The 25,987-nt window shown below is 70.8% G+C and carries 23 protein-coding genes; 6 read left to right on the forward strand and 17 right to left on the reverse strand.

Translation table 11 applies throughout. From position 1 onward, the window contains the following. Nucleotides 1-3: 3 nt before the first annotated feature. The 7 genes from QNO14_RS06270 to QNO14_RS06300 all read right to left on the reverse strand — a co-directional run bounded on the left by QNO14_RS06270 (nt 4) and on the right by QNO14_RS06300 (nt 8,278). The gene (locus QNO14_RS06270; RefSeq protein ID WP_257505996.1) at nt 4-843 is read right to left on the reverse strand and encodes a shikimate dehydrogenase family protein; all 840 of its coding nucleotides are present in this window, start codon (nt 841-843) and stop codon (nt 4-6) included. A 2-nt stretch (nt 844-845) separates the two neighbouring features. Continuing rightward, nucleotides 846-2,492 (reverse strand): endolytic transglycosylase MltG, encoded by a 1,647-nt coding sequence (gene mltG, locus QNO14_RS06275; protein WP_257505997.1) that lies wholly within the window; start codon nt 2,490-2,492, stop codon nt 846-848. Then, nucleotides 2,492-2,965, reverse strand: a complete 474-nt coding sequence (ruvX, locus tag QNO14_RS06280) for a Holliday junction resolvase RuvX (RefSeq protein ID WP_257493566.1) — start codon at nt 2,963-2,965, stop codon at nt 2,492-2,494. The genes mltG and ruvX overlap by 1 nt, the downstream gene beginning before the upstream one ends. Continuing rightward, entirely contained in the window at nt 2,962-5,631 is a 2,670-nt protein-coding gene (gene alaS, locus QNO14_RS06285; RefSeq protein WP_257505998.1) for an alanine--tRNA ligase, read from the reverse strand. The genes ruvX and alaS overlap by 4 nt, the downstream gene beginning before the upstream one ends. Before the next feature lie 61 nt (nt 5,632-5,692). After that, nucleotides 5,693-5,899, reverse strand: coding sequence for a hypothetical protein (locus QNO14_RS06290; RefSeq protein ID WP_257493564.1), 207 nt, complete (start codon nt 5,897-5,899; stop codon nt 5,693-5,695). A 123-nt stretch (nt 5,900-6,022) separates the two neighbouring features. Continuing rightward, nucleotides 6,023-6,652 (reverse strand): 30S ribosomal protein S4, encoded by a 630-nt coding sequence (gene rpsD / locus QNO14_RS06295; RefSeq protein ID WP_257493563.1) that lies wholly within the window; start codon nt 6,650-6,652, stop codon nt 6,023-6,025. A 357-nt stretch (nt 6,653-7,009) separates the two neighbouring features. Next, on the reverse strand, nt 7,010-8,278 hold the full coding sequence (locus QNO14_RS06300; protein WP_306814835.1) for a replication-associated recombination protein A: 1,269 nt from the start codon (nt 8,276-8,278) through the stop codon (nt 7,010-7,012). Nucleotides 8,279-8,445: 167 nt separating this feature from the next. On the opposite strand from QNO14_RS06300, the gene QNO14_RS06305 reads away from it, so the two are divergent. The 3 genes from QNO14_RS06305 to QNO14_RS06315 all read left to right on the forward strand — a co-directional run bounded on the left by QNO14_RS06305 (nt 8,446) and on the right by QNO14_RS06315 (nt 11,265). Next, a complete protein-coding gene (locus QNO14_RS06305) occupies nt 8,446-8,757 on the forward strand; it encodes a dioxygenase (protein ID WP_257493560.1) in 312 nt (103 codons plus the stop codon). A 540-nt stretch (nt 8,758-9,297) separates the two neighbouring features. Further along, on the forward strand, nt 9,298-10,575 hold the full coding sequence (locus QNO14_RS06310; protein ID WP_257506069.1) for a DUF349 domain-containing protein: 1,278 nt from the start codon (nt 9,298-9,300) through the stop codon (nt 10,573-10,575). A 93-nt stretch (nt 10,576-10,668) separates the two neighbouring features. Then, nucleotides 10,669-11,265 carry a type IV toxin-antitoxin system AbiEi family antitoxin gene (locus QNO14_RS06315; protein ID WP_257506000.1) on the forward strand — a complete coding sequence of 199 codons (597 nt, stop codon included), beginning with the start codon at nt 10,669-10,671 and terminating at the stop codon, nt 11,263-11,265. Here QNO14_RS06315 and QNO14_RS06320 read toward each other — a convergent pair. The 9 genes from QNO14_RS06320 to QNO14_RS06360 all read right to left on the reverse strand — a co-directional run bounded on the left by QNO14_RS06320 (nt 11,235) and on the right by QNO14_RS06360 (nt 21,562). Then, a complete protein-coding gene (locus QNO14_RS06320; protein ID WP_257493558.1) occupies nt 11,235-13,487 on the reverse strand; it encodes a RelA/SpoT family protein in 2,253 nt (750 codons plus the stop codon). The genes QNO14_RS06315 and QNO14_RS06320 overlap by 31 nt on opposite strands. 65 nt (nt 13,488-13,552) lie before the next feature. Continuing rightward, on the reverse strand, nt 13,553-14,542 hold the full coding sequence (gene secF, locus QNO14_RS06325; RefSeq protein WP_257506001.1) for a protein translocase subunit SecF: 990 nt from the start codon (nt 14,540-14,542) through the stop codon (nt 13,553-13,555). Next, entirely contained in the window at nt 14,542-16,269 is a 1,728-nt protein-coding gene (gene secD, locus QNO14_RS06330) for a protein translocase subunit SecD (RefSeq protein WP_257506002.1), read from the reverse strand. The genes secF and secD overlap by 1 nt, the downstream gene beginning before the upstream one ends. Before the next feature lie 43 nt (nt 16,270-16,312). Continuing rightward, nucleotides 16,313-16,765, reverse strand: coding sequence for a preprotein translocase subunit YajC (locus QNO14_RS06335; RefSeq protein WP_257506071.1), 453 nt, complete (start codon nt 16,763-16,765; stop codon nt 16,313-16,315). A gap of 75 nt (nt 16,766-16,840) precedes the next feature. Then, nucleotides 16,841-17,899: a Holliday junction branch migration DNA helicase RuvB gene (ruvB, locus tag QNO14_RS06340; RefSeq protein ID WP_257506003.1), complete on the reverse strand. Its 1,059-nt coding sequence runs from the start codon at nt 17,897-17,899 to the stop codon at nt 16,841-16,843. After that, the gene (gene ruvA / locus QNO14_RS06345; protein WP_257506007.1) at nt 17,892-18,524 is read right to left on the reverse strand and encodes a Holliday junction branch migration protein RuvA; all 633 of its coding nucleotides are present in this window, start codon (nt 18,522-18,524) and stop codon (nt 17,892-17,894) included. Before ruvA ends, ruvB begins: the two co-directional genes overlap by 8 nt. A gap of 104 nt (nt 18,525-18,628) precedes the next feature. Next, complete coding sequence (locus tag QNO14_RS06350) at nt 18,629-20,002, reverse strand: HNH endonuclease signature motif containing protein (RefSeq protein WP_257506009.1); 1,374 nt, start codon at nt 20,000-20,002, stop codon at nt 18,629-18,631. A gap of 119 nt (nt 20,003-20,121) precedes the next feature. Beyond that, nucleotides 20,122-20,724, reverse strand: coding sequence for a crossover junction endodeoxyribonuclease RuvC (gene ruvC / locus QNO14_RS06355; protein WP_257506011.1), 603 nt, complete (start codon nt 20,722-20,724; stop codon nt 20,122-20,124). Nucleotides 20,725-20,797: 73 nt separating this feature from the next. Next, nucleotides 20,798-21,562, reverse strand: a complete 765-nt coding sequence (locus tag QNO14_RS06360; protein WP_257493551.1) for a YebC/PmpR family DNA-binding transcriptional regulator — start codon at nt 21,560-21,562, stop codon at nt 20,798-20,800. 98 nt (nt 21,563-21,660) lie between these two features. Here QNO14_RS06360 and QNO14_RS06365 point away from each other — a divergent pair, with 98 nt between their 5' ends. The 3 genes from QNO14_RS06365 (at nt 21,661) to pdxY (ending at nt 25,326) form a co-directional block, all read left to right on the forward strand. Continuing rightward, on the forward strand, nt 21,661-23,046 hold the full coding sequence (locus QNO14_RS06365; RefSeq protein WP_257506012.1) for a pyridoxal phosphate-dependent decarboxylase family protein: 1,386 nt from the start codon (nt 21,661-21,663) through the stop codon (nt 23,044-23,046). Nucleotides 23,047-23,114: 68 nt separating this feature from the next. Then, nucleotides 23,115-24,458, forward strand: coding sequence for an aminotransferase class I/II-fold pyridoxal phosphate-dependent enzyme (locus tag QNO14_RS06370; RefSeq protein WP_374113957.1), 1,344 nt, complete (start codon nt 23,115-23,117; stop codon nt 24,456-24,458). Nucleotides 24,459-24,474: 16 nt separating this feature from the next. Continuing rightward, nucleotides 24,475-25,326 carry a pyridoxal kinase PdxY gene (gene pdxY, locus QNO14_RS06375; protein WP_257506013.1) on the forward strand — a complete coding sequence of 284 codons (852 nt, stop codon included), beginning with the start codon at nt 24,475-24,477 and terminating at the stop codon, nt 25,324-25,326. Between the two features lie 63 nt (nt 25,327-25,389). Here pdxY and QNO14_RS06380 read toward each other — a convergent pair whose 3' ends face one another. After that, nucleotides 25,390-25,980 carry a hypothetical protein gene (locus QNO14_RS06380; RefSeq protein ID WP_257506015.1) on the reverse strand — a complete coding sequence of 197 codons (591 nt, stop codon included), beginning with the start codon at nt 25,978-25,980 and terminating at the stop codon, nt 25,390-25,392. Nucleotides 25,981-25,987 lie beyond the last annotated feature (7 nt).

A 25,987-nucleotide genomic window follows, 5' to 3' on the forward strand; every position in this document is an offset into this window, starting at 1 on the left:
CGCCTATCCTCCCACGAGCGCCAGGCGCATTGCGGCGAGCACATCGGGCTCGCGCGGCACCATCGTGGCGGTGTCGCCGGTGACGAAGACGCGCACCTGCAGCAGCGCCTGATGCAGCAGCATCCCCTGGCCCGAGAGGGCGGGGTGTCCGGCCCGCTCCCACGCCTCGGACAACGCGGTCGGCCAGTGTCCGTACACGACGTCCATCAGCAGCCCGCCCGCCTGCGCGAGGGCCTCCGTGGAGGCCGCGGCGACACGGGCGTCCCCCGGAAGGGTCGCCACCGTCACCGGCACGCCCGCGTGCGACGGCGTCTCGAGTGGCACCGGCACCACGTCGATCCCGAGCCGAGCGCCCAGCTGCTGGATGGGCGCGACCGCGGCAGGGCGGCGCGCCGCCACCTCGACGTGTCGTGCGCCGAGCTCTTCGAGCGCCACCAGTGCCGACGTCGCCGTCGCGCCGGCGCCCACGATGCGGGCCCGGTCGAGGTCGTCGATGCCGGCTTCGCGCAGGGCTCGCACGATGCCGCCCACGTCGGTGTTGAAGCCGCGCAGGGCGTCGCCGTCCAGTCGCAGCGTGTTCACCGCGCCGGTGAGCTGTGCGCGCGGGTCGAGCCAGGTGGCGGCGGCGAAGCCGGCGCCCTTCAGCGGCATGGTCAGTGACAGGCCGCGCAGGCCCGCGTCACGGGCGCGCGCGAGCTCGGCCGCGAAACCCTGCTCCGTGACCTGGCGGCGCCCGTACGTCCAGGGAAGGCCCAGCACCCGGTACGCGGCGGCGTGCAGCTGCGGCGACCGGCTGTGCGCGATCGGATCGCCCCAGACCTCCAGGGCAGCCCGCTCCCCCACGCTCAGCAGCCCGAGTCCGGGTTGTCAGCGCACCACTGCTGCCACTGCGTGACGGCCTTCTCGTGCTCGGCGCCGGTGTTGGTGAAGATGGTCTCGCCCGTGTCGAGGTTGACCGTGACGAAGTACATCCAGGGGCCGTCGGCGGGATGCATCGCCGCGTCGATGGCCATGTCGCCGGGGTTGGCGATGGGGCCGACCGGGAGGCCGGGGTGCCGGTACGTGTTCCACGGGTTGTCGTCTTCGAGGGCTTCCTGCGACGAGCTCACCGTTCCGTCGTGCATCTCCTGGTAGCCGTACTGCGCGGTGGAGTCCATCTGCAGCAGGCCGGACGTCTCGGTGTTCCCGGGCGCGAGCCGGTTCTGGATGACCCGGGAGACCTTGTAGAAGTCCTCTTCGAACCGGGCCTCCCGCTCGATGATCGACGCGATGGTGAGGATCTCGTGGCGACGTTCGACGGGCACCCCGGCGCTGTCGAGCGACTGGGTCGTGCGCTCGACGAGGGCGCGGATGACGTCGGCAGCAGTGACACCCGGGTCGAAGGTATAGGTGGCCGGGAAGAGCCACCCCTCGAGGCTGTCGGCGCTCACGCCGTAGTCGGCGGGGTTCGCCACGGCCGCCTGGAAGTCTTCGATCGGCAGCGCGAGCCCTTCCGCCAGCAGCGGGAGGGACTGCTCCACGGTGAGGCCCTCGCGCAGCTGCGCGGTGTTCGCCTGCTTGTTCGCGGGATCCAGTAGCGCGGTGAGGGCGGCCGCCGAGGTCATCTTCTGCTGCAGCAGGTACACGCCGGGCTGGAAGGGCGGGTTCTGCTGGGTGTCGATGAGGTAGTCGTAGAAGGCGTCGGGGGTCTTGGTCACGCCGGCGTCGAAGAGGTTCTGCGAGATCGACGCACCGTTGTCGCCGGTGATGATGGTCACCGCCGCTTCGCCGGTCGCTTCGCCCTCTTCGTAGTCCTTCGGCTCCTCCCAGCCCATGAACGCGCGGATGGGCTCTTCGTAGGTGTTCCACACCCAGGCGACGCCGATGCCGATGCCACCGAGAAGTGCGAGCACGAGGGCGAGGATGATCCATCCGCCGCGCCGCCGACCGCGCTTGTCCGGCGGGGGTGGCGGCGCGCCCAGGTCGTCGCTCGTCGCCTCACCGGTGAACAGGGCGTCGAGCGTGGCGGTGGCAGCGGGGCGGGCCGCCGGTCGCGGTGCGGTCGCAGTGCGTGTCTCCGCCGCTGCGTCCGGTGGCGTCTCGGCCCGGTCCGCGGAGGGGGTGGCGGCGTCGATGGGCGACTCGGAGGACGCGGCGGATGCCGCGGGTCGCGGCGCCGCGGGAGGCGGCTCGCTCGAGGCCGGGGCTTCGGTCTGGCTCGTGTTCGCGGTCCCCGCGATGAGGGCTCCGCCGGTGGCCGCGCGCCGCGCCTCACGGCGGGACAGCGGCCGGTCACCTGCGGCGGTGGCCGGCGTCGGAGCCGGCGCGGGAGCGGTCCCGCCATCCGGCGCGGCGGCGCGGTCGTCAGCGGGGTGCTCCGGCGCGGCGTCTGTGGGGCCCGCAGCAGACGGCGGCGGCGCCGACCGCGCGACGCCCGAGCGTCCCCGGGGGTCGGGGAGCTTGCCGAAAAGGTCGGCCGGCGGATCGTCGAACGGTGACGAGGATGAGGGCATCAGGCGGGCTCCTGGGCCGGAGGTGTCGGGTTTCCCGGTGGCCGACCGGTGCTCTTCTCAACATCGAGCGCGTGCTGCAGCAGTACGACGGCGGCGACCTGATCGACAATGCTACGAGAATCCCGCTGGGAACGCCCACTCTGCCTGAGCGCGGCGTGCGCCGAGACCGTGCTGAGACGTTCGTCCACCATGCGCACGGGGGTCGATCCGGCCTGGGCCAGCTCGGCCGCGAACGCCCGGGCGTCTGCCGTGGACGGGGTGTCGTTGCCGCTGAGATTCAGTGGCAGACCCACGAGAACCTCGAACGCGTCGTATTCGGCGGCCAACTCGAGCACCCGCGCGACGGCGCGGTCATCGCGCGGCACCGTCTCGAGCGGAGTGGCGAGCATGCCGTCGGGATCGCTGCGGGCGACGCCCACCCGGGCCTTGCCCACATCGACCCCGATCCGCACGCCGCGACGGAACCCGCTCACGCCGACTGCGACTCCAGCGCGGTGGCGATCGATCGGAGCGCGGCCGGCAGCGCCGCGGCATCCGTTCCGCCACCCTGCGCGACGTCGTCACGCCCGCCTCCGCCGCCGCCGAGGGCAGCGGCGGCGCCCTTCGCGAGCAGACCGGCCTTCGCGCCGGCCGTGCGAGCGACCTCGTTGGTCGCGACGATCACGACGGGCCGGCCGGACACCTCGGCGCCGAGGGCGACGACCGCAGCCGCATCCGAACCGAGGCGGTCACGCGCCTGCAGCGCCAGGGTGCGCACGTCGTCGGCCGACGACGCCGTGCCCAGAGACTGGGCGATGACCTGGAAGGGGCCGACACGCTCGGCCGAGGCGACGAGCTGCGGCAGCTTGTCGCCGAGCGCCCGCGCCTCGAACTGCGCGATCTTCTTCTCGGCGGCCTTGAGGTTCGCCGCCAGCTCCGCGATGCGGGTGGGCAGCTGGTCGCGCGGGGTCTTGAGCGTCGCGGTCAGCTGCGAGACGATCGCCCGCTCGGCGGCGAGCTCCCGGAAGGCGTCGAGCCCGACGAGGGCCTCGACGCGGCGGTTGGAGGCGCCCACCGACGACTCGCCGACGAGGTTCACCAGTCCGATCTCGGCGCTGGAGGACACGTGCGTGCCGCCGCAGAGCTCGCGCGACCACGGGCCGCCGATGTCGACCATGCGCACGACGTCGCCGTACTTCTCGCCGAACAGAGCCTGGGCTCCGAGCGCCTTGGCCTCGTCGAGTGCGAGCACCCGGGTGGTGACCTCCAGGTTGTCGCGCACGGCGTTGTTGGCGATCTCCTCGATCTCGCTGCGCGTCTCGGGCGACAGTGCCTGGCCCCATGTGAAGTCGAAGCGCAGGTAGCCGGCGCGGTTGAGCGAGCCCGCCTGCGTCGCGGTCTTGCCGAGCGTGTCCCGAAGTGCTGCGTGCACGAGGTGGGTCGCGGAGTGCGCCTGACGCGCGGCGCGGCGGTTCGCGGCATCCACCACGCTCGTCGCGGGCTGACCCACGCCGACCTCGCCGCTGCGCACCTGCACGGTGTGGCTGATGAGTCCCGCCACCGGACGCTGCACGTCGAGCACGTCGAGCTCGTAGCCCGGTCCGACGATGATCCCCTTGTCGGCGACCTGGCCGCCGGACTCGGCGTAGAGCGTCGTCTCGGCGAGGATGACCTCCGCGGTCTGACCGGCCAGTGCGCGCTCCACCGAGGCGCCGTCGACGATGAGGCCCAGCACCCGGGACTCGGTCTCGAGGTCGGTGTAGCCGCTGAAGACGGTCTCGCCGGCGGCGCGGAAGGCGCTGTAGACGCTGTGGTCGGCCAGCGCGCGCTTGCGCGAGCGCGCGTCGGCCTTCGCGCGGGTGCGCTGCTCCTGCATGAGGGAGTCGAACCCGGCGCGGTCGACGTCGAGCCCTGCCTCCTGGGCGATCTCGAGAGTGAGGTCGATCGGGAAGCCGTACGTGTCGTGCAGCAGGAACGCCTCGGAGCCGGCGATGCGGGTCTTGCCGGCATCCTTCGTCTGCTCCACGGCCATGTCGAGGATGGTCGAACCCGACGCGAGCGTCCGCAGGAAGGTCTCCTCCTCGGCGACGGCGTACGCCGAGATGCGGCTGTAGTCGGTCTCGACGACGGGGTAGGCGTCCTTCATCGCATCGCGCGATGCCGCGAACAGCTCGGGGAAGGTCGGCGCGTCGACACCGAGCAGCCGCATGGAGCGGATGGCACGACGCATGAGACGGCGCAGGATGTAGCCGCGCCCCTCGTTGGACGGGGTGACACCGTCCGAGAGCAGCATGAGCGACGAGCGCACGTGGTCGGCGACGATGCGGAAGCGCACGTCGTCCTCGTGCACCGCGCCGTAGCGGCGGCCGCTGAGGTCGACGGCCCGGTCGAGCACGGGGCGCACCTGGTCGGTCTCGTACATGTTCTCGACGCCCTGCTTGATGAACGCGACGCGCTCGAGACCCATGCCGGTGTCGATGTTCTTGTTGGGCAGGTCGCCGACGATGTCGAAGTCGACCTTGGAGGTGACGTTCGCGATCGCGTACTGCATGAACACGAGGTTCCAGATCTCGGTGAACCGGTCGTCGTCCACCGCCGGACCTCCGTCGCGGCCGTACGCCGGTCCGCGGTCGAAGTAGATCTCCGAGCAGGGACCGGCCGGTCCCGGCTGGCCCGTGGTCCAGTAGTTGTCCTCGCGGCCGAGCCGTTGGATGCGGTCGGCGGGCAGCCCCGCGACCTTCTGCCACAGCGCTGCGGCCTCGTCGTCATCTTCGTAGACGGTGACCCACAGGTCTCGCTCGGCGAACCCGAGGCCGCCGTCGGCCTCGGACGACGTCAGCAGCTCCCAGGCGTAGCCGATGGCGCCTTCCTTGAAGTAGTCGCCGAAGGACCAGTTGCCGAGCATCTGGAAGAAGGTGCCGTGCCGCGCGGTCTTGCCGACCTCTTCGATGTCGTTCGTGCGGATGCACTTCTGCACGTCGGCGGCGCGCTTGTAGGGCGGCGGCACCGTGCCGTTGAGGTAAGGGATGAAGGGGACCATGCCGGCGATGGTGAACATCACCGACGGGTCGGGGCTGACCAGCGAGGCGGACGGCACGATCACGTGGCCGTTGTTCTCGAAGTAGTCGAGGTAGCGCTGGGCGATCTCAGCGGTCTTCATTCGGGTGTCCTCGAAGGCATGGTCCAGCACCCGTGTGACGGGGCCGGACGGGTGGGGGGAATCAGTCGGCGGTGGGGGTCACTGCGGCCACGACCTCGGAAAGGCGCGCCTCTTGCTCGCGATAGGCGTCGCCCATGCGGTCGGTGAACTCCGTGATGCGGGCGTCGAGGTCGGTGAGCACTTCGTGGCCACGCGGGTCCTTGTCGACCATGTGGGCGAGGATGAAGCCACCGGCGATCCCCAGGACGAACCACACCAGCTTCTTCACGTCACCACATCCTCGAATCTGATGCGCCGCAAAGGCGGCGCGGTTCAATGTTAGGTGCAAACGGCGAAGGGCGCCGGGTTGCCCCGACGCCCTCCACTCGACCTCGCGGCCTGACCCGGGGGGTCAGCGCGCGGCGTAGTACTCCACGACGAGCTGCACGTCACAGGTGACGGGCACCTCGGCGCGCTTCGGGCGACGCACGAGGCGCGCCTGCAGCTTGTCGAGCTCGACCTCGATGTAGCCGGGAACGGGCGGCAGCACCTCGGCGTGACCGCCGGCGGCTGCGACCTGGAAGGGCTCGAGGCCCTCGCTCTTGGCCTTGACGTGGATGAGCTGACCCGGCTTCACGCGGAACGACGGGCGGTCCACGGTCTGGCCGTCGACCAGGATGTGGCGGTGCACGACGAGCTGGCGGGCCTGTGCGGTGGTGCGGGCGAAGCCGGCACGCACGACGAGCGCGTCCAGACGCATCTCGAGCAGCTCGACGAGGTTCTCACCCGTCAGGCCGTCCTTGCGGCGGGCCTCGTTGAACGTGTTGCGCATCTGCTTCTCGCGGATGCCGTACTGCTCGCGCAGACGCTGCTTCTCGCGCAGACGGACGGCGTAGTCGCTGTCCTGCTTGCGCTTGGTGCGGCCGTGCTCGCCGGGAGCGTAGGGACGCTTCTCGAGGTAGCGGGCGGCCTTCGGGGTCAGTGCGACGCCGAGGGCGCGCGACAGACGGACCTTGCGGCGGTCCTGGGACTTCGTTGCCACGAAGTGTTCCTTCCGATGACGTGGCCGCGTCTTTCGCGGCTCACGGACGTATCGCCTCTCCTCGCCCTGTCCGGACTGCACGCCGGGGCATGCCGGTAGGTGGTGAAGAGAAGAGGGGATGCCCGAAAACTGGGTTTCGAGCCGATCAAGAGTATCAGACGGCGGGTGTGAGCCTTCTGAGGGTCGGCGCCCCCTGCACGGGCGTGGAATCGGCCCGCTCGTCCACCGATGGCGCGCCGGCCGGCTCGTGCGTGGGGGCCGGGTCTCCACAGTGAAGGGATGCGCGCCCCTCCCCCCGGCGCTCGGTGACGGGTTCGCCACTGCCGAGGCCCGGGCCGCCGGTGTCGCGGTCGGCGGTCAGTCGCCGAGGATCTTGCGGATCTTCTCCACGCGCGCGGCGATGTCGCGCTCGACGCCGCGCGCCGTGGGCTCGTAGTAGCGGCGGCCGCGCAGCTCGTCCGGCAGGTACTGCTGCGTCGCCACGCCCACGTCGAGGTCGTGCGGGTACACGTAGCCCTTGCCGTGGCCCAGGCGCTTGGCTCCCGGGTAGTGGGCGTCGCGCAGGTGCATCGGCACGCGCCCGAACCCGCCGGCGCGCACATCGGCGATCGCGGCATTGATGGCGTTGTACGCGGCGTTGGATTTGGCCGTCGTGGCCAGGTACGCCGTCGCTTCGGCGAGCGGGATGCGTCCCTCCGGCATCCCGATGAAGGCGACCGCGTCGGCAGCGGCGACCGCGATCGTGAGCGCCTGCGGGTCTGCGAGGCCGATGTCTTCGGATGCCGAGATCACCAGGCGCCGGGCGATGAAGCGCGGGTCCTCCCCCGCTTCGATCATGCGGGCGAGGTAATGCATGGCGGCATCCACGTCGGAGCCGCGGATCGACTTGATGAACGCGCTGATGACGTCGTAGTGCTCGTCGCCCTGCCGGTCGTAGCGCAGGAGCGCCCGGTCGACGGCCTGCGCGACGAGGTCCGCGGTGATCACGGGCGTGTCGTCGCCGGGGTCGGCCATGGATGCCGCGGCCTCGAGCGCGGTGAGTGCGCGGCGGGCGTCGCCCGAGGCCAGGCGGATGAGCGCGGCCCGGGCGTCGTCGTCGAGGGTGACGGCGCCGGCCAGTCCTCGTGGGTCGCTGACCGCGCGATCGATGAGCATGCCGAGGTCGTCGTCGGTGAGCGGCTGCAGCGTCAGCAGCAGCGAACGCGACAGCAGCGGCGAGATGACCGAGAACGACGGGTTCTCGGTGGTCGCGGCGATGAGCACCACCCAGCCGTTCTCGACGCCGGGCAGCAGCGCGTCCTGCTGGGCTTTGGTGAAGCGGTGGATCTCGTCGAGGAAGAGGATGGTCGACTGCCCGTACATGTCGCGCTGGGTCAGCGCCTCCTGCATGACCTCGCGCACGTCTTTGACGCCCGCGGTCACGGCGGACAGCTCCACGAAGCGGCGGCCCGATGAGCGGGCGACGGCCTGGGCGAGCGTGGTCTTGCCGGTGCCGGGCGGTCCCCAGAGGATCACCGAGGTCGCGGCGACTCCCCGGGTCTCGGTCGAAGCGAGAGCGACCAGCGGCGAGCCGGGGCGCAGCAGGTGGCGCTGCCCCGCGACCTCGTCGAGCGAGACGGGCCGCATGCGCACGGGCAGGGGCGTCTGGCCCTGGAAGAGCGCCGCGGGGGTTGTCACCCTTCCAGGCTAGCCGCGGCCACCGACCTCGGCGCGGCGGCGGCGTTTTGCGGCTCGCTTTCGCGGCCGCGTAGGCTCGGCATCAACCCCGGGCACCCGGGATCGAGGGAGGTTCCGTGGCACCAGGGGCGAAGGGCCGTGACGACCGCGTCGCACGAGAGCGCGCGCGGGTCTACCAGGCGCGCCTGGATTACCAGCGCGGGCGGCAGCGTCGACGCAGGCGCGACAACCTCGTCGCGGGGATCGCCGGGAGCGCGCTGCTGCTGGCCATCATCGGCGGACAGGTGCTGTATTACACGGCCGGTCCAGGTGTGCCGGAGCCCGAACCGACCCCCACGCCCACGCAGACCACACCGGCGCCCGATCTTCCGCTTCCCGACCCGGATGCCACAACGGACCCCGAACCCACACCGACCACCACCCCCTGACCCGGGCCCCCTGCCGTACTAGGCTGTGAGCCGACCACCAGCGAAGGCGGCGCAAGCCGCGACGAGGAATATTCCGTGAACGCCGCAGCAGAGCCCACTCCCGACATGCCCGACACCGACGCGCCCGCTACGGGTGACGAGGTGGACGCCGTGATCCAGCCCACCGACGCGCCCGAAACCGCGCCCGCAGAGACGACGACGGATGCCGGTGACTCCGTCGAGGAGTCCGCCGCACCGGCGGAACCCGCCGAGTCGACCGCCCAGCCCGCCGAACCGGCTGAGCAGCCTGCCGACTCCCCGGAGTCGCCTGAGGAGCCCGAATCGACGGACCAGGCGGAGCCGGCCGCGTCGCCGGAGCCCGCGGAACCGGCTGAGCCCGCCGAACCGGCAGCCGAGTCCGCCGAACCGGCCGAGCCCGCCGAACCGGCAGCAGAGTCCGGAGAGCCTGCCGAGCCCGCCGCCGACGCGACCCCGGCCCCGGCCAGCGACGCACCTGCACCTGCACCTGCACCTGCACCCGCGCCCGGCCCGCGCCCGCCGATGCCGCGGGCCCCGCAGGCCGCCGTGAAGCCCGTGCTCCCGACGGTCGCGCCGTCGGCATCGTGGGGGCGCGTCGACGACGACGGCACCGTCTTCGTCCGCGAGGGCGACGACTGGCGTGCCGTCGGCCAGTACCCGGACGGCACGCCCGCCGAGGCGCTTGCCTACTTCGAGCGCAAGTTCACCGATCTCGTCAGCGAGGTGACGCTGCTCGAGGTGCGCCACCGCCGCGGCGGCGCCAGCGCGGCCGACCTGCGCTCGGCCGTCGGGCTTGTGCGTGACAAGATCACCGGCGCCATGGCCGTGGGCGATCTCGCCTCCCTCGCCGCCCGCGTGGAGGCGCTGGATGCCGAACTCGCGACGGCGTCCGAGACCGAGGTCGCCGCCGCCCGCGAGGCCGTGCAGCAGGCGATCGCCCACCGTACCGGTCTCGTGGAACAGGCCGAGGCGCTCGCGGCGCGCGACCCGAAGTCCGTGCAGTGGAAGCAGGCCACGAGCGAGATGACGTCGCTCTTCGACCAGTGGCAGGCCCACCAGCAGAACGGTCCCCGTCTGCCGAAGTCGACCGCGCAGCAGCTGTGGAAGCGTTTCCGCGACGCGCGTGGCACGGTCGACAAGCACCGCCGCGAGTTCTACGCGGAGCTCGACGAGACCCACAAGGCCGCGCGTGACCGCAAGACGCGCCTCGTCGAGCGCGCGGAAGCGCTCGCGCCCCGCGGTGAGGACGGCATCGCCGCATACCGCGACCTGCTCGACGAGTGGAAGAGCTCGGGCCGGGCCGGCAAGAAGGTCGACGACGCACTCTGGGCGCGGTTCAAGGCGGCCGGCGATGCGCTCTACGGCGCCCGCGCGGAACGTGAGAATGCGGACGCCGAGGCTTCCAAGGAGAAGATCGCCGCGCGCCGCGCTCTGCTGGTCGAAGCCGCGGCGGTTCCCGACGAGAAGGACATCGCGAAGGCGCGCCAGTTGCTCACCGGCATCCAGCGTCGTTGGGACGAGCTGGGTCGCATCTTCCCCCGCGAGGTCGAGCGCGCGCTGGATGACGACCTGCGCAAGATCGAGCAGTCGGTCAGCACCCGCGAGCAGGCCGATTGGAAGCGCAACAACCCCGAGACCAAGGCACGCGCCAACGACATGACGCGTCAGCTGCACGACGCGATCGAGAAGCTCGAGGCCGAGGTCGAAGCCGCCCGCGCCGCCGGCGATGCTCGGGCAGAGGCCGCCGCGACCGAGGCCCTGTCGGCCCGCAAGGCGTGGCTGTCCGCTCTGGGCGGCTGACCCGCTCTCCACCGAGCATCGAAGGCCCCGACTGTCCACAGTCGGGGCCTTCGTGCATACGCGGCGCCGCCACGATGAGTGACGATGGGCCACATGCCGTCACCCTTCCTCTACTTCGCCGGCGGTCGCCTGTCGGCCGCCGAACTCGCGGCAGCGCGGCTGGACGGCGACCTCGTGGAGGTCGGCGAGGGCTACATGCCGGCGGATGCCGTTGAGACGCGGGAGCTGCGGGCGGCCTCGCTCGCGCCACTCGTGGGGCGCAGCCTGGCGGCGACCCACCTGAGCGCGGCGTGGGTGCACGGCGCGCTGGACACGCCACCGGCACGGCACGCCGTACAGCGCGTCGTCACCCGTCGCCTGAGCCCGCCGCTCGACGCGCGGGTGCGCTACAGCGACGTGCGGCTGGATGCCGCCGACGCCGACGTGTTCGGCGGTGTCGCGGTCACCACTCCGACGCGCACCCTCGCCGACCTCGCGCGCTCACGCGACGCGGCCGACCGCGACGCGGCCCTGCGCCTGATGGCGATCGCGCCTCACCTGAGGGAGGCGGCGCTGGCGTGGCTGGCCGCAGCGGGGCCGGTCCCCGACAAGCGCGCGGCGGCGGCGTTCCTTCGGGAGCAGGTCGTCTCGAGTGCCCGGCCACCGCCGGGCACGGCCGCTCAGGACGAGGTGACCCGGTACACGTCGTAGACCGCGTCGATGCGCCGCACCGCGTTGAGCACACGGTCCAGGTGCACGGTGTCGCCCATCTCGAACACGAACCGACTGATCGCCAGCCGGTCGTTCGTGGTCGAGACGCTCGCGGACAGGATGTTCACGTGGTTCTCGCTCAGCACACGGGTGACGTCGCTGAGCAGTCCCGAGCGGTCGAGCGCCTCCACCTGGATGTGCACCAGGAAGATGCTCTTGCTCGTGGGCGCCCATTCCACCTCGATGAGGCGCTCCGGGTCGGCCATGAGTGCCTGCACGTTCGTGCAGTCGGCCCGGTGCACCGAGACGCCACTGCCACGGGTGACGAAGCCCACGATCTGGTCGCCCGGGACGGGGGTGCAGCACTTCGCGAGCTTCACGAGGATGTCGGGGGCGCCGCGCACGAGGATGCCGGAGTCGCCGCTGCGCGGCTGGCGCGTGCGCCCTACCTGCGGCAGGCTGATCGGCCCCGTGGCGGTGTCGTCGACGGCGCTGACGAGCGCCGTGACCTTCTCGAGCACGGACTGGGTGGAGACGTGACCCTCGCCGACGGCGGCGTAGAGCGCAGAGACGTCCTCGTAGCGCAGCTGCTGCGCGACCTCCGAGAACGAGTCCTGGTTCATGAGGCGCTGCAGGGGCAGGTTCTGGCGGCGCATCGCGCGGGCGATGGCATCCTTCCCCTGCTCGATCGCCTCTTCGCGGCGCTCCTTGGTGAACCAGCCGCGGATCTTGCTGCGCGCGCGGGTGCTCTTGACGAAGGTCAGCCAGTCCTGGCTGGGTCCGGCGTCGGGGTTCTTCGAGGTGAACACCTCGACGACGTCGCCGCTTTTCAGCTCGGACTCCAGCGGAACCAGACGCCCGTTGACCTTGGCACCCATGGTGCGGTGCCCCACCTCGGTGTGCACGGCGTAGGCGAAGTCGACCGGGGTGGCCCCGGCGGTCAGGCCGATGACGCGACCCTTGGGGGTGAAGACGTAGACCTCTTTGGCGCCGATCTCGAACCGCAGCGAGTCGAGGAACTCCCCCGGGTCGGCTGTCTCGGCCTGCCAGTCGGAGATGTGCGCCAGCCACGCCATGTCGGCGTCCACCGACTTGGCGTCGGTCTTGCCGCCGGCCATCTGCTCCTTGTACTTCCAGTGAGCAGCGACGCCGTACTCGGCCTGCTGGTGCATCTCGTGGGTGCGGATCTGGATCTCCACCGTGCGACCGCCCGGACCGATGACGGTCGTGTGCAGCGACTGGTAGAGGTTGAACTTGGGTGTGGCGATGTAGTCCTTGAAACGCCCCGGGAGCGGCGTCCACCGGGCGTGCAGGGCGCCGAGTACGGCGTAGCAGTCACGCACCGTGTTGACGAGCACGCGGATGCCGATGAGGTCGTAGATGTCGTCGAACTCGCGACCGCGCACCACCATCTTCTGGTAGACGGAGTACAGCTGCTTGGGACGACCCATGATGCGGCCGCGGATGCGCAGCTCGCGCAGGTCGGCCTCGACCGCGTCGATGACGGACTGCACGTACTGCTCACGCTGCGGGGTGCGCTGGGTGACCAGGCTGTCGATCTCGGCGTAGAGCTTGGGATGCAGCACGGCGAACGACAGGTCCTCGAGCTCGGACTTGACCGCCTGGATGCCGAGGCGGTGTGCCAGGGGCGCGTAGATCTCGAGGGTCTCGGTGGCCTTCTTGGCGGCCTTCTCCGGCGGGACGAACCCCCAGGTGCGCGCGTTGTGCAGGCGGTCCGCCAGCTTGATCAGCAGCACCCGGATGTCGCGCGACATCGCCACGATCATCTTGCGCACCGTCTCGGCCTGCGCGGCGTCGCCGTACTTCACCTTGTCGAGCTTGGTGACCCCGTCCACCAGCATGGCGACCTCGTCGCCGAAGTCGGCGCTCAGCTGGTCGAGCCGGTAATCGGTGTCCTCCACCGTGTCGTGCAGCAGCGCCGCGGCGATGGCGCGCGGCCCCAGGCCCAGATCGGCGAGGATCTGCGCGACGGCGAGCGGGTGGGTGATGTACGGCTCGCCGCTCTGGCGTTTCTGCCCCGCGTGCGCGCGGTCCGCCGCGGCGTACGCGCGCTCGATGATCGACAGGTCGCCCTTGGGGTGGTGCGTGCGCACCGTCCGCAGCAGCTTCTCGACATCGTCGCGCCGCGCGGCCCGCGAGAAGATGCGCGGGACGAGGCGGCGCAGCGACGATGTCTGGGCGGCGGGCACGGCCTCTGTCATGCGCTCACCTCCGGTCGTTTCAACCCATCAATTCTACGCCCGCCCCGCTGCGGGAAGCCGCCGCCTCAGGCGTCTGTCAGCGCCAGCTCGCGGGCGGTACGGACCCGTGCATCGCGGGCCTTGATCGCCGGCTCGTTCTCCCGCAGCAGCGAGTAGAGCGGAGCGGCGACGAACACAGTGGAATACGCCGCGACGATCGTGCCGACGAAGATCGACAGCGAGATGTCGGTGAGCGTCTGCGCGCCCAGCCACAGCGCGCCGATGAAGAGGATGGCACCGGTGGGGAGGATCGCGACGACCGTCGTGTTGATCGAGCGCACGAGCGTCTGGTTCACGGCGAGGTTCACCGACTCCCCGAACAGGCGGCCCGATATCTCGCCGTCCTCCTGCGTGTTCTCCCTGATCTTGTCGAACACGACCGTCGTGTCGTACAGGGCGTAGGAGAGGATCGTCAGGAACCCGATCACCGCCGCCGGCGAGATCTCGAAGCCGAAGAGGGCGTAGATGCCGATCGTGATGATGAGCACGTCGAGCAGGCCGATGATCGCGGCGGCCGACATCTTCCAGGTGCGGAAGTACAGCGCCAGGATCAGGAAGGTCAGCGCCAGGAAGATCGCGAGTCCCCACAGCGACTGACGGGTCACGTCCGCGCCCCATGCCGGTCCGATGTACGACGACGTCACCTCGGCGGGGGCCACGCCGTACGCATCGGCGAGGGCGTTGGTCACCGCGACGGTCTCGGCATCCGTCATCTGGTCGGTCTGCACGCGGATGGCGTCGCCGCCCACCGTGGCGACCTTCGTCGTGGCGCCGGGTACGACCTCCTGCACCGCGTCGGTGGCGAGGGCCTGGTCGGTCTCGGCCACGTTCGAAACGGTGAACTGCGAGCCGCCGGTGAACTCGATCGAGAACTGGATCGGCCGCAAGAGCGGCACGAGGGCCGCGCCGATCACGAGGACCGCGGCGAGGATGAACCACAGCCGCCGCTTCCCGACGAACGGGAGCGAGAGCTTGCCCGTGTAGAGGTCGTTTCCGAAGTTGCGCATGGAGCCCATCAGTTGTCCCCATCCTTCATGGCGCTCGTCTTCGCGCCACGCTGGGCGGCGGCGAGTTCGGCCTGCTTGCGTTCGGCGATCGTCTGACGCCGTTCGGCCTCTCCCCTGGCGCGCGTCGCGCGCTTGCCCGCCGCGGTCTTGGACGCGACGATCGGCGTGCGGAACTGTGCCCGTCCGCGGTAGACCGCGCCGAGGGCCGTCGGGTCGAGCCCGGACAGCGGGTGACCGGATCCGAAGAACCGCGTGCGGGCGAGCAGCTGCAGCACCGGGTGGGTGAACAGCACGAAGATCAGCACGTCGATGACGGTCGTGAGTCCCAGGGTGAAAGCGAAGCCCTTCACCGTCGAGTCGGCGAGGATGTACAGCACGACAGCGGCCAGCACGTTGATCGACTTCGAGATGTAGATCGTGCGCTTGGCGCGAGCCCAGCCGTCCTCGACGGCTCCCGTGATGCTCTTGCCGTCGCGCAGCTCGTCTCGGATGCGCTCGAAGTACACGATGAACGAGTCGGCGGTGAAGCCGATCGACACGATCACGCCGGCGACGCCCGCCAGCGACAGGCGGAAGCCCATGCGCCAGGCCAGGATGCAGAGCGAGACGTACGTGAGCACGCCCATGACCACGAGCGACGCGATGATGATGAATCCGAGGGCGCGATAGACGGCGACGGAGTACAGCGCGACCAGCAGCAGGCCGATGAGACCGGCGATGAGGCCGATCTGCAGCTGCTGCGAGCCCAGGGTCGCCGAGATCGTGCTGGAGCTCTGCACCTCGAAGCTGATCGGCAGAGCGCCGTACTTCAGCTGGTCGGCCAGCACCTGGGCGGACTCCTGCGTGAAGCTGCCGGTGATCTGCGGCTTGCCGTCGAGGATGACGGCGTTCATCGACGGCGCGGAGAGCACCGCACCATCGAGCACGAACGCGAACTGGTTGAGCGGCGGGGTCTGGTTGTAGAGGCGCTGGCTGATCTCGCCGAACTGCTTCGTGCCCTCGTTGTCGAACACCAGGTTGACCGCCCACTGGCCGTTCTGCTGCACGATGCCGTGGCTGGCGTCGGCGATCGACGAGCCGTCGAGTTCCACCGGTCCGAGGATGTACTTCACCGTCCCCGACGGGTCGCAGGTGATCAGCGGCTGGTCGGCGGGCGCGGATGCCGGGTCGTTCGCCGGGTCAGCGCAGTCGTAGGCGAGGTACGCGGCCTCGAGAGCCGGGGTGATCCAGGCCATGTCGCTGCCGCTGGTGGGCTCGGTCGAGGGAGTCGCCTGCAGCGACGGGTCCGGCTGCGGGTATGGCGTCTCGTTGCCGTCCTCGCCGATGAAGGTGTTCGCGGGGGCGCCGGTGGCCAGCACCGCACGCAGCTGCAGCTGTGCCGCCTGCTGGATGCGCTCGCGCGTGGCCTCGTCGGCCTCGCCAGGGATCTGCACGACGACGTTGCGGCCGCCCTCGGTGGTGACGTCCGCCTCGCCGACGCCCGACGCGTCCACGCGCTGACGCATGATCGTGACCGCCTGGTTCATCTGCTCGGCGCTGGGCTCGGCACCGTCTTCGGTCTGAGCCTCGAGCACGATCTGCGTGCCGCCCTGCAGGTCCAGCGCGAGTTCGGGGAGCCAGGAGCTCTGCTTGAAGACGTGGACGCCGAGCGCGTTGATGCCGAACAGGAGGGCGGTGATGACCAGGAGTCCGGTCAACGCGCGCCAGGCGTGCCGGACGGGGGTGGAAGTGGCCACGTGTGGTCAGCTTTCTCGCACGCCGCCGAAGCGGCGAGGCGGATCAGGCCAGGGGCTTGGTGCCCGGGTCGGTGTCATTCGTTCCGCCCGACGCGCGCTTGCGGTCGTCGTCGAGGGAGGTGATGTCGCCGTCGGCGACGTCGGCGACGTACTCGTCCTCGGCGGTCTCGGCTTCGATGAGCTCGTCTTCGGTGACGACGCCCTCGGCCGGGTCGACGATGCGCAGGATCGCCTGGCTGTGGACCTTGATGTCGACGCCCGGCGCGATTTCAACGATGGCCGGCTGGTCGAGGTTCTCGGGGTCGTAGGACACGATCGTGCCGTAGAGGCCGCCCTGCAGGAGCACTTCGGCGCCGGGAACCGTCTGGCGCGCCTTCGCCTCCTGCTCGGCCTTCTGGCGCTGCATGCGACGGCGCGAGCTCCAGAACATGAAGACGAGCAGGGCGCCGAGCAGCAGGATGAGGCCGTACTCGGCGAAGAAGACAGCGAATTCCATGGAGGTGAGGTCACCTTTCGGTTCGGGCATGCCGTAAGGCACCCCAGCAGAGGTTGCGGCGAAAGCCTTCAGCGATTATAGGTCATCGATGCGCAGCGCCCCTTCGGCGTGCGGAACGCGCAGGTGAGCGTACGCCTCGGGGGTCGCGATGCGGCCGCGGGGCGTACGCCCCATGAACCCGATGCGCACGAGATACGGCTCCACCACAGACTCGATCGTCTCGGCCTCCTCGCCGACTGTCACGGCGAGAGTGCTCAAGCCCACAGGTCCGCCACGGAAGCGTCGGACGAGCGCGTCGAGCACCGCGCGGTCGAGTCGGTCCAGCCCGATCGGGTCGACGTCGTACAGCTCGAGCGCGGCGTTGACGTCTGCCTGCGTCGCCGCGGGCCCGCCGTCGAAGGCGCTCGCGCGCCCGCCCTGGCCGTGCACGATGACGTAGTCGCGCACGCGCCGCAGCAGGCGGTTGGCGATGCGGGGCGTGCCGCGGGAGCGTCGGGCGATCTCGGCGCGCGCATGCGCCGGAAGCCCGACGCCGAGCACGAGGGCCGAACGCTCGACGACGCGCTCCAGTTCGCTCGGCTCGTAGTACTCGAGGTGCGCGGTGAACCCGAATCGGTCCCGCAGCGGGTTGGGGAGCATGCCCGAGCGCGTCGTCGCCCCGACGAGGGTGAAGGGCGCCAGCTCGAGCGGGATGCTGGTGGCACCCGCGCCCTTGCCCACCATGATGTCGATGCGGAAGTCCTCCATCGCGAGGTACAGCATCTCCTCGGCCGACCGGGCCATGCGGTGGATCTCGTCGATGAAGAGCACTTCACCGGGCGTGAGGCTCGACAGTAGTGCCGCCAGATCTCCGGCGTGCTGGATGGCGGGCCCCGACGACAGGCGCAGCGGCCGGTCGCTCTCGTGGGCGACGATCATCGCCAGCGTGGTCTTCCCCAGTCCCGGGGGCCCGGAGAGCAGGATGTGGTCGGCCGGGCGCTGCTGGATGCGCGCCGCCTCGAGCAGCAGCTGCAGCTGGCCGCGCACCTTGTGCTGGCCAACGAACTCGGCCAGGGAGCTGGGTCGGAGTGCCCCCTCGACGGCGAGCTCGATCTCGTCCTGCGGCTCGGCGGGATTGCGGGTGTCGTCATCCACCGGCGGGCTCCTTGCGGGAGGGTCCCAGCTGGGCAAGTGTCAGGCGCAGCAATGCCGAGACGTCGCCGCGCTGACGCTCGGATGCCGCCTCTGCCACAGGGCCCACGGCCTCTGCCGCGATCCGCTCGCTCCAGCCGAGGCCGACGAGAGCGGCCACCACCTGGGCGATGACCTTGTCGTCGGCCTTTCCCGGGGCGACCGCGCCTGCCGTGGCGCCGAGCCCGAGGGCCTGCAGCTTGCCCGCGAGCTGCACCACGATGAGCTTCGCCGTTTTGGGTCCGATTCCCGACACGCGACGGAACGGCGCGTCGTCTTCGGCCGAGACCGCCTGCGCGATCTGATCGACGGTCAGCGAGGCGAGTACGCCGAGGGCGGACTTGGGGCCCACGCCCGACACGCTGATCAGCTGGAGGAACACGCTGAGCTCGTCGCGCGTGGCGAACCCGAACAGTGCCAGCGCGTCTTCGCGCACGACCAGGTGGGTGTGCAGCACGATGTCGTCACCGACGTGGAACCCGCGCGAGAGCTGCGGGGTGACCGCGATGGAGAAGCCGACACCGCCGACGTCGACGATGACGGTGTCGGAATCGAGGTGCAGCACGCGCCCGCGTGCGGAGGAGATCATGCTCCGAGCCTACGGCCGCCTTCGGACGTTTGTTCTATCGACACGCGCCTGGGCCGGGGCCGACCCTGTCTTCCCACCTCCCCCCACTGCCTGCGGGAGCACCCTCAGAACGGGGGTGGGTCTTCGGCGGCGGCCAGGGCGGTGAATTCGAGGACGCGTCGTGGGATGTCGAGGTGGATCCGGCCGGTGGGACTGGTCCATTCCAGGATGCCGTCGGCTTTCTGGATCACGGTCCAGGCGCTGGCGTGTTTGAGGGTGTGGTGGCGGACGCAGAGGTTGGCGAGGTTGCACAACGCGGTGGGTCCGCCTCGGGCGTGGTCGACGGTGTGGTCGTGGTCGCAGTAGTAGACGGGTCTTCGGCATCCGGGGAACCGGCAGTGCTCGTCGCGGGCGTCGAGGTGCCTGCGTTGTGCCCGGTTGGGGCGGTAGGTGTCGACGTGCTGGACGGCGCCGGTGGTCGGGGAGGTGAACACCCGCTCCCAGAGGTCTGCGGTGGCGACAAGGTGGCGGGCGGTGTCGGGGTCGATGGGCCCGTATCCGATGAGTTCGGCCGGTGCGGTGCCTTCGCCGGTGAGGGTGGCGGCGGGGATGACGATCTGCACGTGCGCGGTGATCGCCTGCCCGGCGGGGATGCTGCTCGAGGAGACGGGTGTGCTGGCGTGGCCGGTGAGCAGCAGGTCGGTGAGGACGTCGGCGCGGACCTGGTCGGGGGTGCGCGTGTCGGTCGCCCCAGGGTCTGTCGGCTCGGTAGTCGCAGGGTCGGTGTCCCCCGGTTGGGTCGACGCGTGGCCGCTGCCCGTCGGCTTCTCTGCGGCGGCGCGCCGGGCGGCAATCACCTCGCGGGCGTGCTGGGTGAGCCGATCGCGGATCGCGTACGCCAGCACCGCGGGCAGCACCGCGGCAAGCTCCGCCATGCCGTCGTCGAGGTCTCGCACCCACACCCGCCGGCCGGCGGCGGCCTCGGCGTGACGCTCGGCCAGGGGTACGGGGTGCAGTTTCTGCGCGATCATCGCGATGATCGGTTTCGCCCGCCCCGGTGTCTCCCGTTCGCAGACGACCAGGGCGGCCTGTTCGAATCGGGCTCGCGCGTCGGGGTCGGTGATGCGGGCGCCGGCATCCTGAATGATCCGCACGTGCGCCGTGTCGATCGCCCCGGCCCGTAACGCCGCGACGGTCGCGGCGAACCCGGTCACCAGCACGGTCGCGTCATGCATCCGGTCCTGGATCACCCGGTCGGATCGGCGCATCACTGTGGCGACGTCGGCGGCCATCTCCCGCAGCGGCATCTCCCTCTCCCGGCCCGCGCTGGAGGGCACGCGGGCGGTGTGCTCCGCGGCGATCGCATCCGCCCGGGCCAGCAACCCGAGCTCTTCGGCCTGCAGCGCCGCGATGCGCGCGCGGGTGCGTTCCAGCTCGGTCAGCACCGCGCCGCGCGACCGCGTATCGCGTCTCGTGGTGGCTGCCGGGCGGGTGCTCATACCCATTATTCTGACGAGGGCCACCGACATTGAGAGACACGAAATCGCAGGCCAGGGCCCGATTGTGGATAACTTCTGCCGGCATTCGCCTGTGGAGGAAACGACGACCTCCGCAGCCCTCAGCGCCGCGTCACGCGCTCCGCATCCGCCCACGCCCGCTGCGCCGGCGTCAGCGTCCCCGACCCCGACCCCGACCCCGACCCCGACCCCGAGGCCGACCCCGTCCCCGTCAACCCGCCGCGCCACGCGTGGCAGAGAGCCAGGGCCAGCGCGTCCGCGGCATCCGCCGGCTGCGGCAGCGCGTCCAGTCGCAGCACCCGGGCCACCATGGTCTGCACCTGCAGCTTGTCGGCGGACCCGTAACCGGTCACCGCGGCCTTCACCTCCGACGGCGTGTGGGTCGCAGCGGCGAGGCCCCGCTCCCCCGCCAGCAGCAGCGCGATGCCGCTGGCCTGAGCCGTGCCCATCACCGTGCTGCGGTTGTTCTGGGCGAAGACGCGCTCCACGGCGACGACGTCGGGCCGGTGCTCATCGAGCACGGCGCGCAGCCCCGCGGCGATCGCCGCGAGCCGCTGCTCGATCGGCATCGACGGCTCGGTGCGCACAACGCCCACGTGCACGAGCGACGCCGAGCGGTTGCGCGCGACGTCGACGACACCGACCCCGCACCGCGTCAGACCGGGGTCGACGCCGAGCACGCGGAGGTTGCCGGAAGATGCCACTCCCTCACGTTACGGCGCGAGCGCCGGCACGCGACTCAGGCGCTCCGCGTCGGGGTCGCGTTCGGCTCCGACGTCAGTCCTCGCCGTCGTTCTCCAGCTCGGCCTGCACCTCGGGGGTGAGGTCGAAGTTGCTGAAGACGTTCTGCACGTCGTCGCTGTCCTCGAGGGCGTCGATGAGCCGGAACACCTTGCGGGCGGTGTCGGCGTCGATCTCGACCTTGAGGTTCGGCACGAACTCGACGTCCGCCGACTCGTAATCGATGCCGGCATCCTGCAGCGCGGTGCGGACCTTCACCAGGTCGGATGCCTCGGTGAGCACCTCGAAGCCCTGCGCGTGCGGCTGGATCTCCTCGGCACCGGCGTCGAGGACGGCCAGCATGACGTCGTCCTCGGTCGTGTTCTCCGACGACACCACGATGACGCCCTTGCGGGTGAAGTTGTAGGCGACGCTGCCGGGATCGGCGAGGTTGCCGCCGTTGCGCGACAGTGCCGTGCGCACCTCGGCCGCGGCGCGGTTCTTGTTGTCCGTCAGACACTCGATCATGAGGGCGACGCCGTTGGGCCCGTATCCCTCGTACATGATCGAGGTGTACTCGACGGCCTCTCCCCCGATGCCCGCGCCGCGCTTGATGGCGCGGTCGATGTTGTCGTTGGGGACCGACGTCTTCTTCGCCTTCTGGACGGCGTCGTAGAGGGTCGGGTTGCCTGAGAGATCCGCACCGCCGAGCTTGGCAGCGACCTCGATGTTCTTGATGAGCTTGGCGAACGACTTGGCGCGACGACTGTCGATGACGGCCTTCTTGTGCTTGGTCGTCGCCCACTTGGAGTGGCCGGACATGCGCACAAGTCTAAGGGTCGAGGCCTCTGCCGTATCTCCCCCCTCTTGCGGGAACGGCGGGGTGGCGGCGGCGCCGGGGCGAGAGGACACTGTGCGGCATGGATGAGCGCCAGCGCGCCCTCGCCGCAGCGCACCGCGCGGCGACCGGATTCTTCGAGGGGCTCGATGAGCGGGCCGTCTGGCCGCGTGCAGGTCTCGACGAGATGCTCGCGGCTTTCGGGGGCCCGATGCCGGACGAGGGGACGGATGCCGAACAGGTGGTGACCGACCTCGCGACCCGCGCCGATCCGGGACTGGTCGCCATCCCGGGCGGACGCTTCTTCGGGTTCGTGATCGGCGGCACCCTGCCGGCCGCCCTGGGCGCCGATTGGCTCGTGTCGGCGTGGGATCAGAACTCGGGATCCTCGACGATGACCACCGCCGTCGTCGCGATGGAGCGCACAGCGGGCGCGTGGGTGTGCGACCTGATGGGGCTGCCCCCGGCGGCATCGGTCGGCTTCGTCACCGGCGCGCAGATGTCCAACTACGTGTGCCTCGCCGCCGCGCAGAACTCGGTTCTGCGCGGCGCGGGATGGGACATGGCTCGGCGGGGACTGCGCGGAGCGCCCCCGGTGCGGTTCATCGTCGGCGCCGATCGCCACGGCGCCGTCGACCGCGCGCTGCGCTTCGCAGGCGTCGGCACAGACGAGATCATCGTCGTGGCCGCCGATGACGAGGGGCGGATGCTGCCCGGGGCGCTGGCCGACGCGCTCACGGATGGCGGCGCGGACGCGCCGACGGTGGTGTGCCTGCAGGCGGGAGAGGTGCACTCCGGCGCGTTCGACCCGTTCGCCGATCTCATTCCCCTCGCCCGCCGCCACGGTGCCTGGGTGCACGTGGACGGAGCGTTCGGGCTGTGGGCTGCGGCGACGCCGGGACTGCGGGGCCTCACCGCGGGGGTGGGCGAGGCCGACTCGTGGTCGACGGACGCGCACAAGACACTGAACGTGCCGTACGACTGCGGCATGGCGATCGTGCGCGACCCGGCCGACTCGACCGCCATGTTCCACGCGGGTGGGGATTACCTCATCCACACCAGCCTTGACCCGTGGGACGTGACCCCGGAGCTCTCCCGCCGCGGCCGAGGGGTCCCGGCCTTCGCGGCGCTGCGGCAGCTGGGCCGCACGGGCGTCGCCGAACTCGTCGACCGGCTGCACGCCAATGCCCGGCGCCTGGAGGCCGGGCTGCGGCAGATCTCTGGCATCACGCTGGTGAACGACGTCGTGTACACGCAGGTGATGTTCCGTCTCGACACCGACCAAGCCACCCGTGGACTGGGGGCGGCGATCCTCGCCGACGGCACGGCAGCCCTCACGGGAGCCCAATGGCGTGGGCGCGCGGTCCTGCGCTGCTCGATGTCCAGCTGGGCGACCACCCCCGACGACATCGATCGCACGGTCGCGGCGATCGCGCGGCTCACGGCGGCGGGTGACCCGCCGGCCTGACGCCGCCCTGGGTTCGACCGAGCGCCGAACTTTGGCCTATGTCAGAGATTTGTCTGTCCTAGCTGTATATTCGCAGCGTGAACGAAGCGCAGGTGGGCGACGCGATCACCGGTGCCTCGGCGGCGGAGATCGCAGACAGCGTGCGCGATCTCATCGACGGGCGCATCCTCGCCCCCGGCGATGCGCTCCCCTCCGTGCGCGCACTCGCCCAGCGGCGAGGGGTCAATCGGAACACCGTCGTCGCGGCCTACCGCCTGCTGGGCCAGGCCGGCATGGTCACCACTCTGGGACGCGGCGGCACACGTGTGGCTGCCCCGGGCGCGATGCCGGCCGAGGGATTCGCCCAGGACAGCGTGCTGCGCGATGTGGGTGACGGCAATCCCGACCCGTCCCTGATCCCGGATCCTTCCCGCGCCCTCGCCGCGATCGCCGGGCGGCCGGTGCTCTACGGCGAACCCGTCCTCGACCCGGAGCTCGAGCGGTGGGCGCGGGCATGGCTGGCGCCCGATGCGCCCGACCCGGAGACCATGCGCATCACCGTCACCGGCGGCGCCGTGGATGCCATGGAACGACTGCTCGCGCAGGCCCTCGTCCGCGACGACGCCGTCGCCCTCGAGGACCCGTGCTTCCTCTCCTGCATCCGCACGGTGAGGCTGGGCGGATACCGTCCTGTCCCCGTCCCGGTCGACGCCGAGGGTATGACCGTCGACGGGCTGCGGGCGGCGCTGGCGGAGGGTGTGCGCGCGGTCATCTGCACCCCGCGAGCCCAGAATCCGACCGGCGTCAGCCTCACCGCCCGACGCGCGGCGGAGCTGCGCGCGATACTTGCGGATCATCCTCACGTCCTCGTCGTCATGGACGACCACTCCGCGCTGCTGACAGAACGCCCGTACCATTCGATCGTTCCGCCGACCCACCGCCGCTGGGCCCTCGTCAGGTCGGTCTCGAAGTTCCTGGGACCGGATATGTGCCTGGCCGTCGCGGCGTCCGACCCCGACACCGCCGACCGTCTCGCGATGCGCCTGAGCCCCGGCAGCACCTGGGTCAGCCACCTGCTGCAGCGCCTGACCGTGGCGCTCGTCACCGATCCCGACGTCATGGCCGGGGTGCACCGCGCCGGACAGCACTACCTCGCGCGCAACCGCGCGTTCGCCGACCGCTTGGCCGCGCACGGCATTCCCTGTGCGCCCGGCGACGGACTCAGCCTCTGGGTCGACGTCGGCGCCCCCGCGCGCGCCGTCGCGGAACAGCTCATGCGCCGCGGGTGGCTCGCCCGCCCCGGCGACGAGTTCATCCTCGCCGACCCCGGCGCCGCCCAGCGGCTGCGCCTGACCGTCCACACCCTGACCGACGACGAAGCCGAACGTCTCGCCGCCGACACCGCTGCCGCCGTCCGCGCGGCGACCCGATGAAAGAAGGTCACCACTCGTGAAGATCCTGTCCATCCAGTCCGCCGTCGCCTACGGTCACGTCGGCAACTCCGCTGCGGTGTTCCCGCTGCAGCGCATCGGCGTCGAGGTGCTGCCGGTGTACACCGTCACGTTCTCGAACCACACCGGCTACGGCGCCTGGCGTGGCCCGCTCATCTCCCCCGACGACGTGCGCGAGGTGATCACCGGCATCGAGGAGCGCGGCGTCTTCCCCGAGATCGACGTCGTCCTCTCGGGGTACCAGGGCAGCGAGGGTATCGGCGATGTCATCGTCGATGCCGTCGCGCGGGTGAAAGCGGCCAATCCGGATGCCGTGTACGCGTGCGACCCCGTGATGGGCAATGCCAAGTCCGGATGCTTCGTCGCCCCGGCGATCCCGGTTCTGCTGCGCGAGAAGGTCGTCCCGGCGGCAGACATCATCACGCCGAACCAGTTCGAGCTGGGTTTTCTCACCGGCACCGAGCCGGCGACGATCGACGAGACCCTCGAAGCGGCGGATCTCGCCCGGGCGATGGGGCCGAAGACGGTGCTCGTGACGAGCGTCGAGCGCCCTGACCGTGCCGACGGGACCATCGAGATGCTCGTTGTCGACGACGCCGGCGCGTGGATCGTGCAGACCCCGCTGCTGCCGATGAAGGCCAACGGGTCGGGCGACGTGACGGCGGCGCTGTTCACCGCGCACTATCGCCGCACCGGCAGCGCCGCCGAGGCGCTGGCGAGCACCACGTCGAGCGTCTTCGACCTGCTGCGGACGACCCACGAGTCCGGCCAGCGCGAGCTGGCGCTCGTGGAGTCGCAGGAGTTCTATGCGCACCCGCGGCTGCAGTTCGCCGTGCAGCAGGTGCGCTGACACAGACGAAGAAACGGAGGGGCCGGCTCAGCCGACCCCTCCGTTTTCAGCAGACGCCGGTTGTCAGTAGACCCCGCCGGTCTCGCTCCAGGCGGACTCCCACTGCGGGGCGTCGGCGGGGCAGATGAACCCCGTGCCGAACACCATGATGCTGAGCGCCCCCTCGATGGCCTGCGGGTCGCCGCCGGAGACGGCGGAGATGAGGGGCGATGACGTGACGTGGGCGCGGAACACCTCGACGTCCACCGCGTGGCCGTTCAGGATCGACGTCTCGCAGGCGTCCAGCGCGAGGGCGAGGGTGATGCTCTCGGCGTCGGCGTTCCACGTGCCGCCCTGCGACTCGACGTACGCGCGCTGCTGGCTGATGAGCTCGGTCTGCTCGGGGGTCTTCGCGACGAGCGCCGTGCCATCCAGCGGCTGCTGCTGGGCCTCGAGGAAGGCGTCGCGCTCGGCGAGCGCGCCTTCCATGCCGCCGGCGGCCGCGTCCTGCGGTGCCGTGGCCTCCTCTGTGGTGGCCTCAGGGGTGGGGGCGGCGCTCTCCTCTGGCACATCGATGCGCTGCGCACCGTCGGTCGGGGAGGTGGAACACGCCGTCAGCGAGACGGCGAGGAATGCGGCGGCGACGGCGGTGGTGAACGCGCGGTGGGACGTCATGAAGGAG

Origin of the sequence: Microbacterium sp. zg-Y625 (assembly GCF_030246925.1) — a bacterium.
GTDB classification, from domain to species: Bacteria; Actinomycetota; Actinomycetes; order Actinomycetales; family Microbacteriaceae; genus Microbacterium; species Microbacterium jiangjiandongii.

What these genes read in the sequence shown, in the direction of transcription:
- QNO14_RS06315 (WP_257506000.1), top strand. Translation starts at nt 10,669, where the DNA reads ATGCCGTCACCCTTCCTCTACTTCGCCGGCGGTCGCCTGTCGGCCGCC.
- alaS (WP_257505998.1), bottom strand. Translation starts at nt 5,631, where the DNA reads ATGAAGACCGCTGAGATCGCCCAGCGCTACCTCGACTACTTCGAGAAC.
- secF (WP_257506001.1), bottom strand. Translation starts at nt 14,542, where the DNA reads ATGGGCTCCATGCGCAACTTCGGAAACGACCTCTACACGGGCAAGCTC.
- QNO14_RS06350 (WP_257506009.1), bottom strand. Translation starts at nt 20,002, where the DNA reads ATGAGCACCCGCCCGGCAGCCACCACGAGACGCGATACGCGGTCGCGC.
- QNO14_RS06380 (WP_257506015.1), bottom strand. Translation starts at nt 25,980, where the DNA reads ATGACGTCCCACCGCGCGTTCACCACCGCCGTCGCCGCCGCATTCCTC.
- QNO14_RS06310 (WP_257506069.1), top strand. Translation starts at nt 9,298, where the DNA reads ATGCCGCGGGCCCCGCAGGCCGCCGTGAAGCCCGTGCTCCCGACGGTC.
- QNO14_RS06365 (WP_257506012.1), top strand. Translation starts at nt 21,661, where the DNA reads ATGGATGAGCGCCAGCGCGCCCTCGCCGCAGCGCACCGCGCGGCGACC.
- QNO14_RS06320 (WP_257493558.1), bottom strand. Translation starts at nt 13,487, where the DNA reads ATGACAGAGGCCGTGCCCGCCGCCCAGACATCGTCGCTGCGCCGCCTC.
- QNO14_RS06300 (WP_306814835.1), bottom strand. Translation starts at nt 8,278, where the DNA reads ATGCGGCCCGTCTCGCTCGACGAGGTCGCGGGGCAGCGCCACCTGCTG.
- ruvA (WP_257506007.1), bottom strand. Translation starts at nt 18,524, where the DNA reads ATGATCTCCTCCGCACGCGGGCGCGTGCTGCACCTCGATTCCGACACC.
- mltG (WP_257505997.1), bottom strand. Translation starts at nt 2,492, where the DNA reads ATGCCCTCATCCTCGTCACCGTTCGACGATCCGCCGGCCGACCTTTTC.
- QNO14_RS06360 (WP_257493551.1), bottom strand. Translation starts at nt 21,562, where the DNA reads ATGTCCGGCCACTCCAAGTGGGCGACGACCAAGCACAAGAAGGCCGTC.
- QNO14_RS06335 (WP_257506071.1), bottom strand. Translation starts at nt 16,765, where the DNA reads ATGGAATTCGCTGTCTTCTTCGCCGAGTACGGCCTCATCCTGCTGCTC.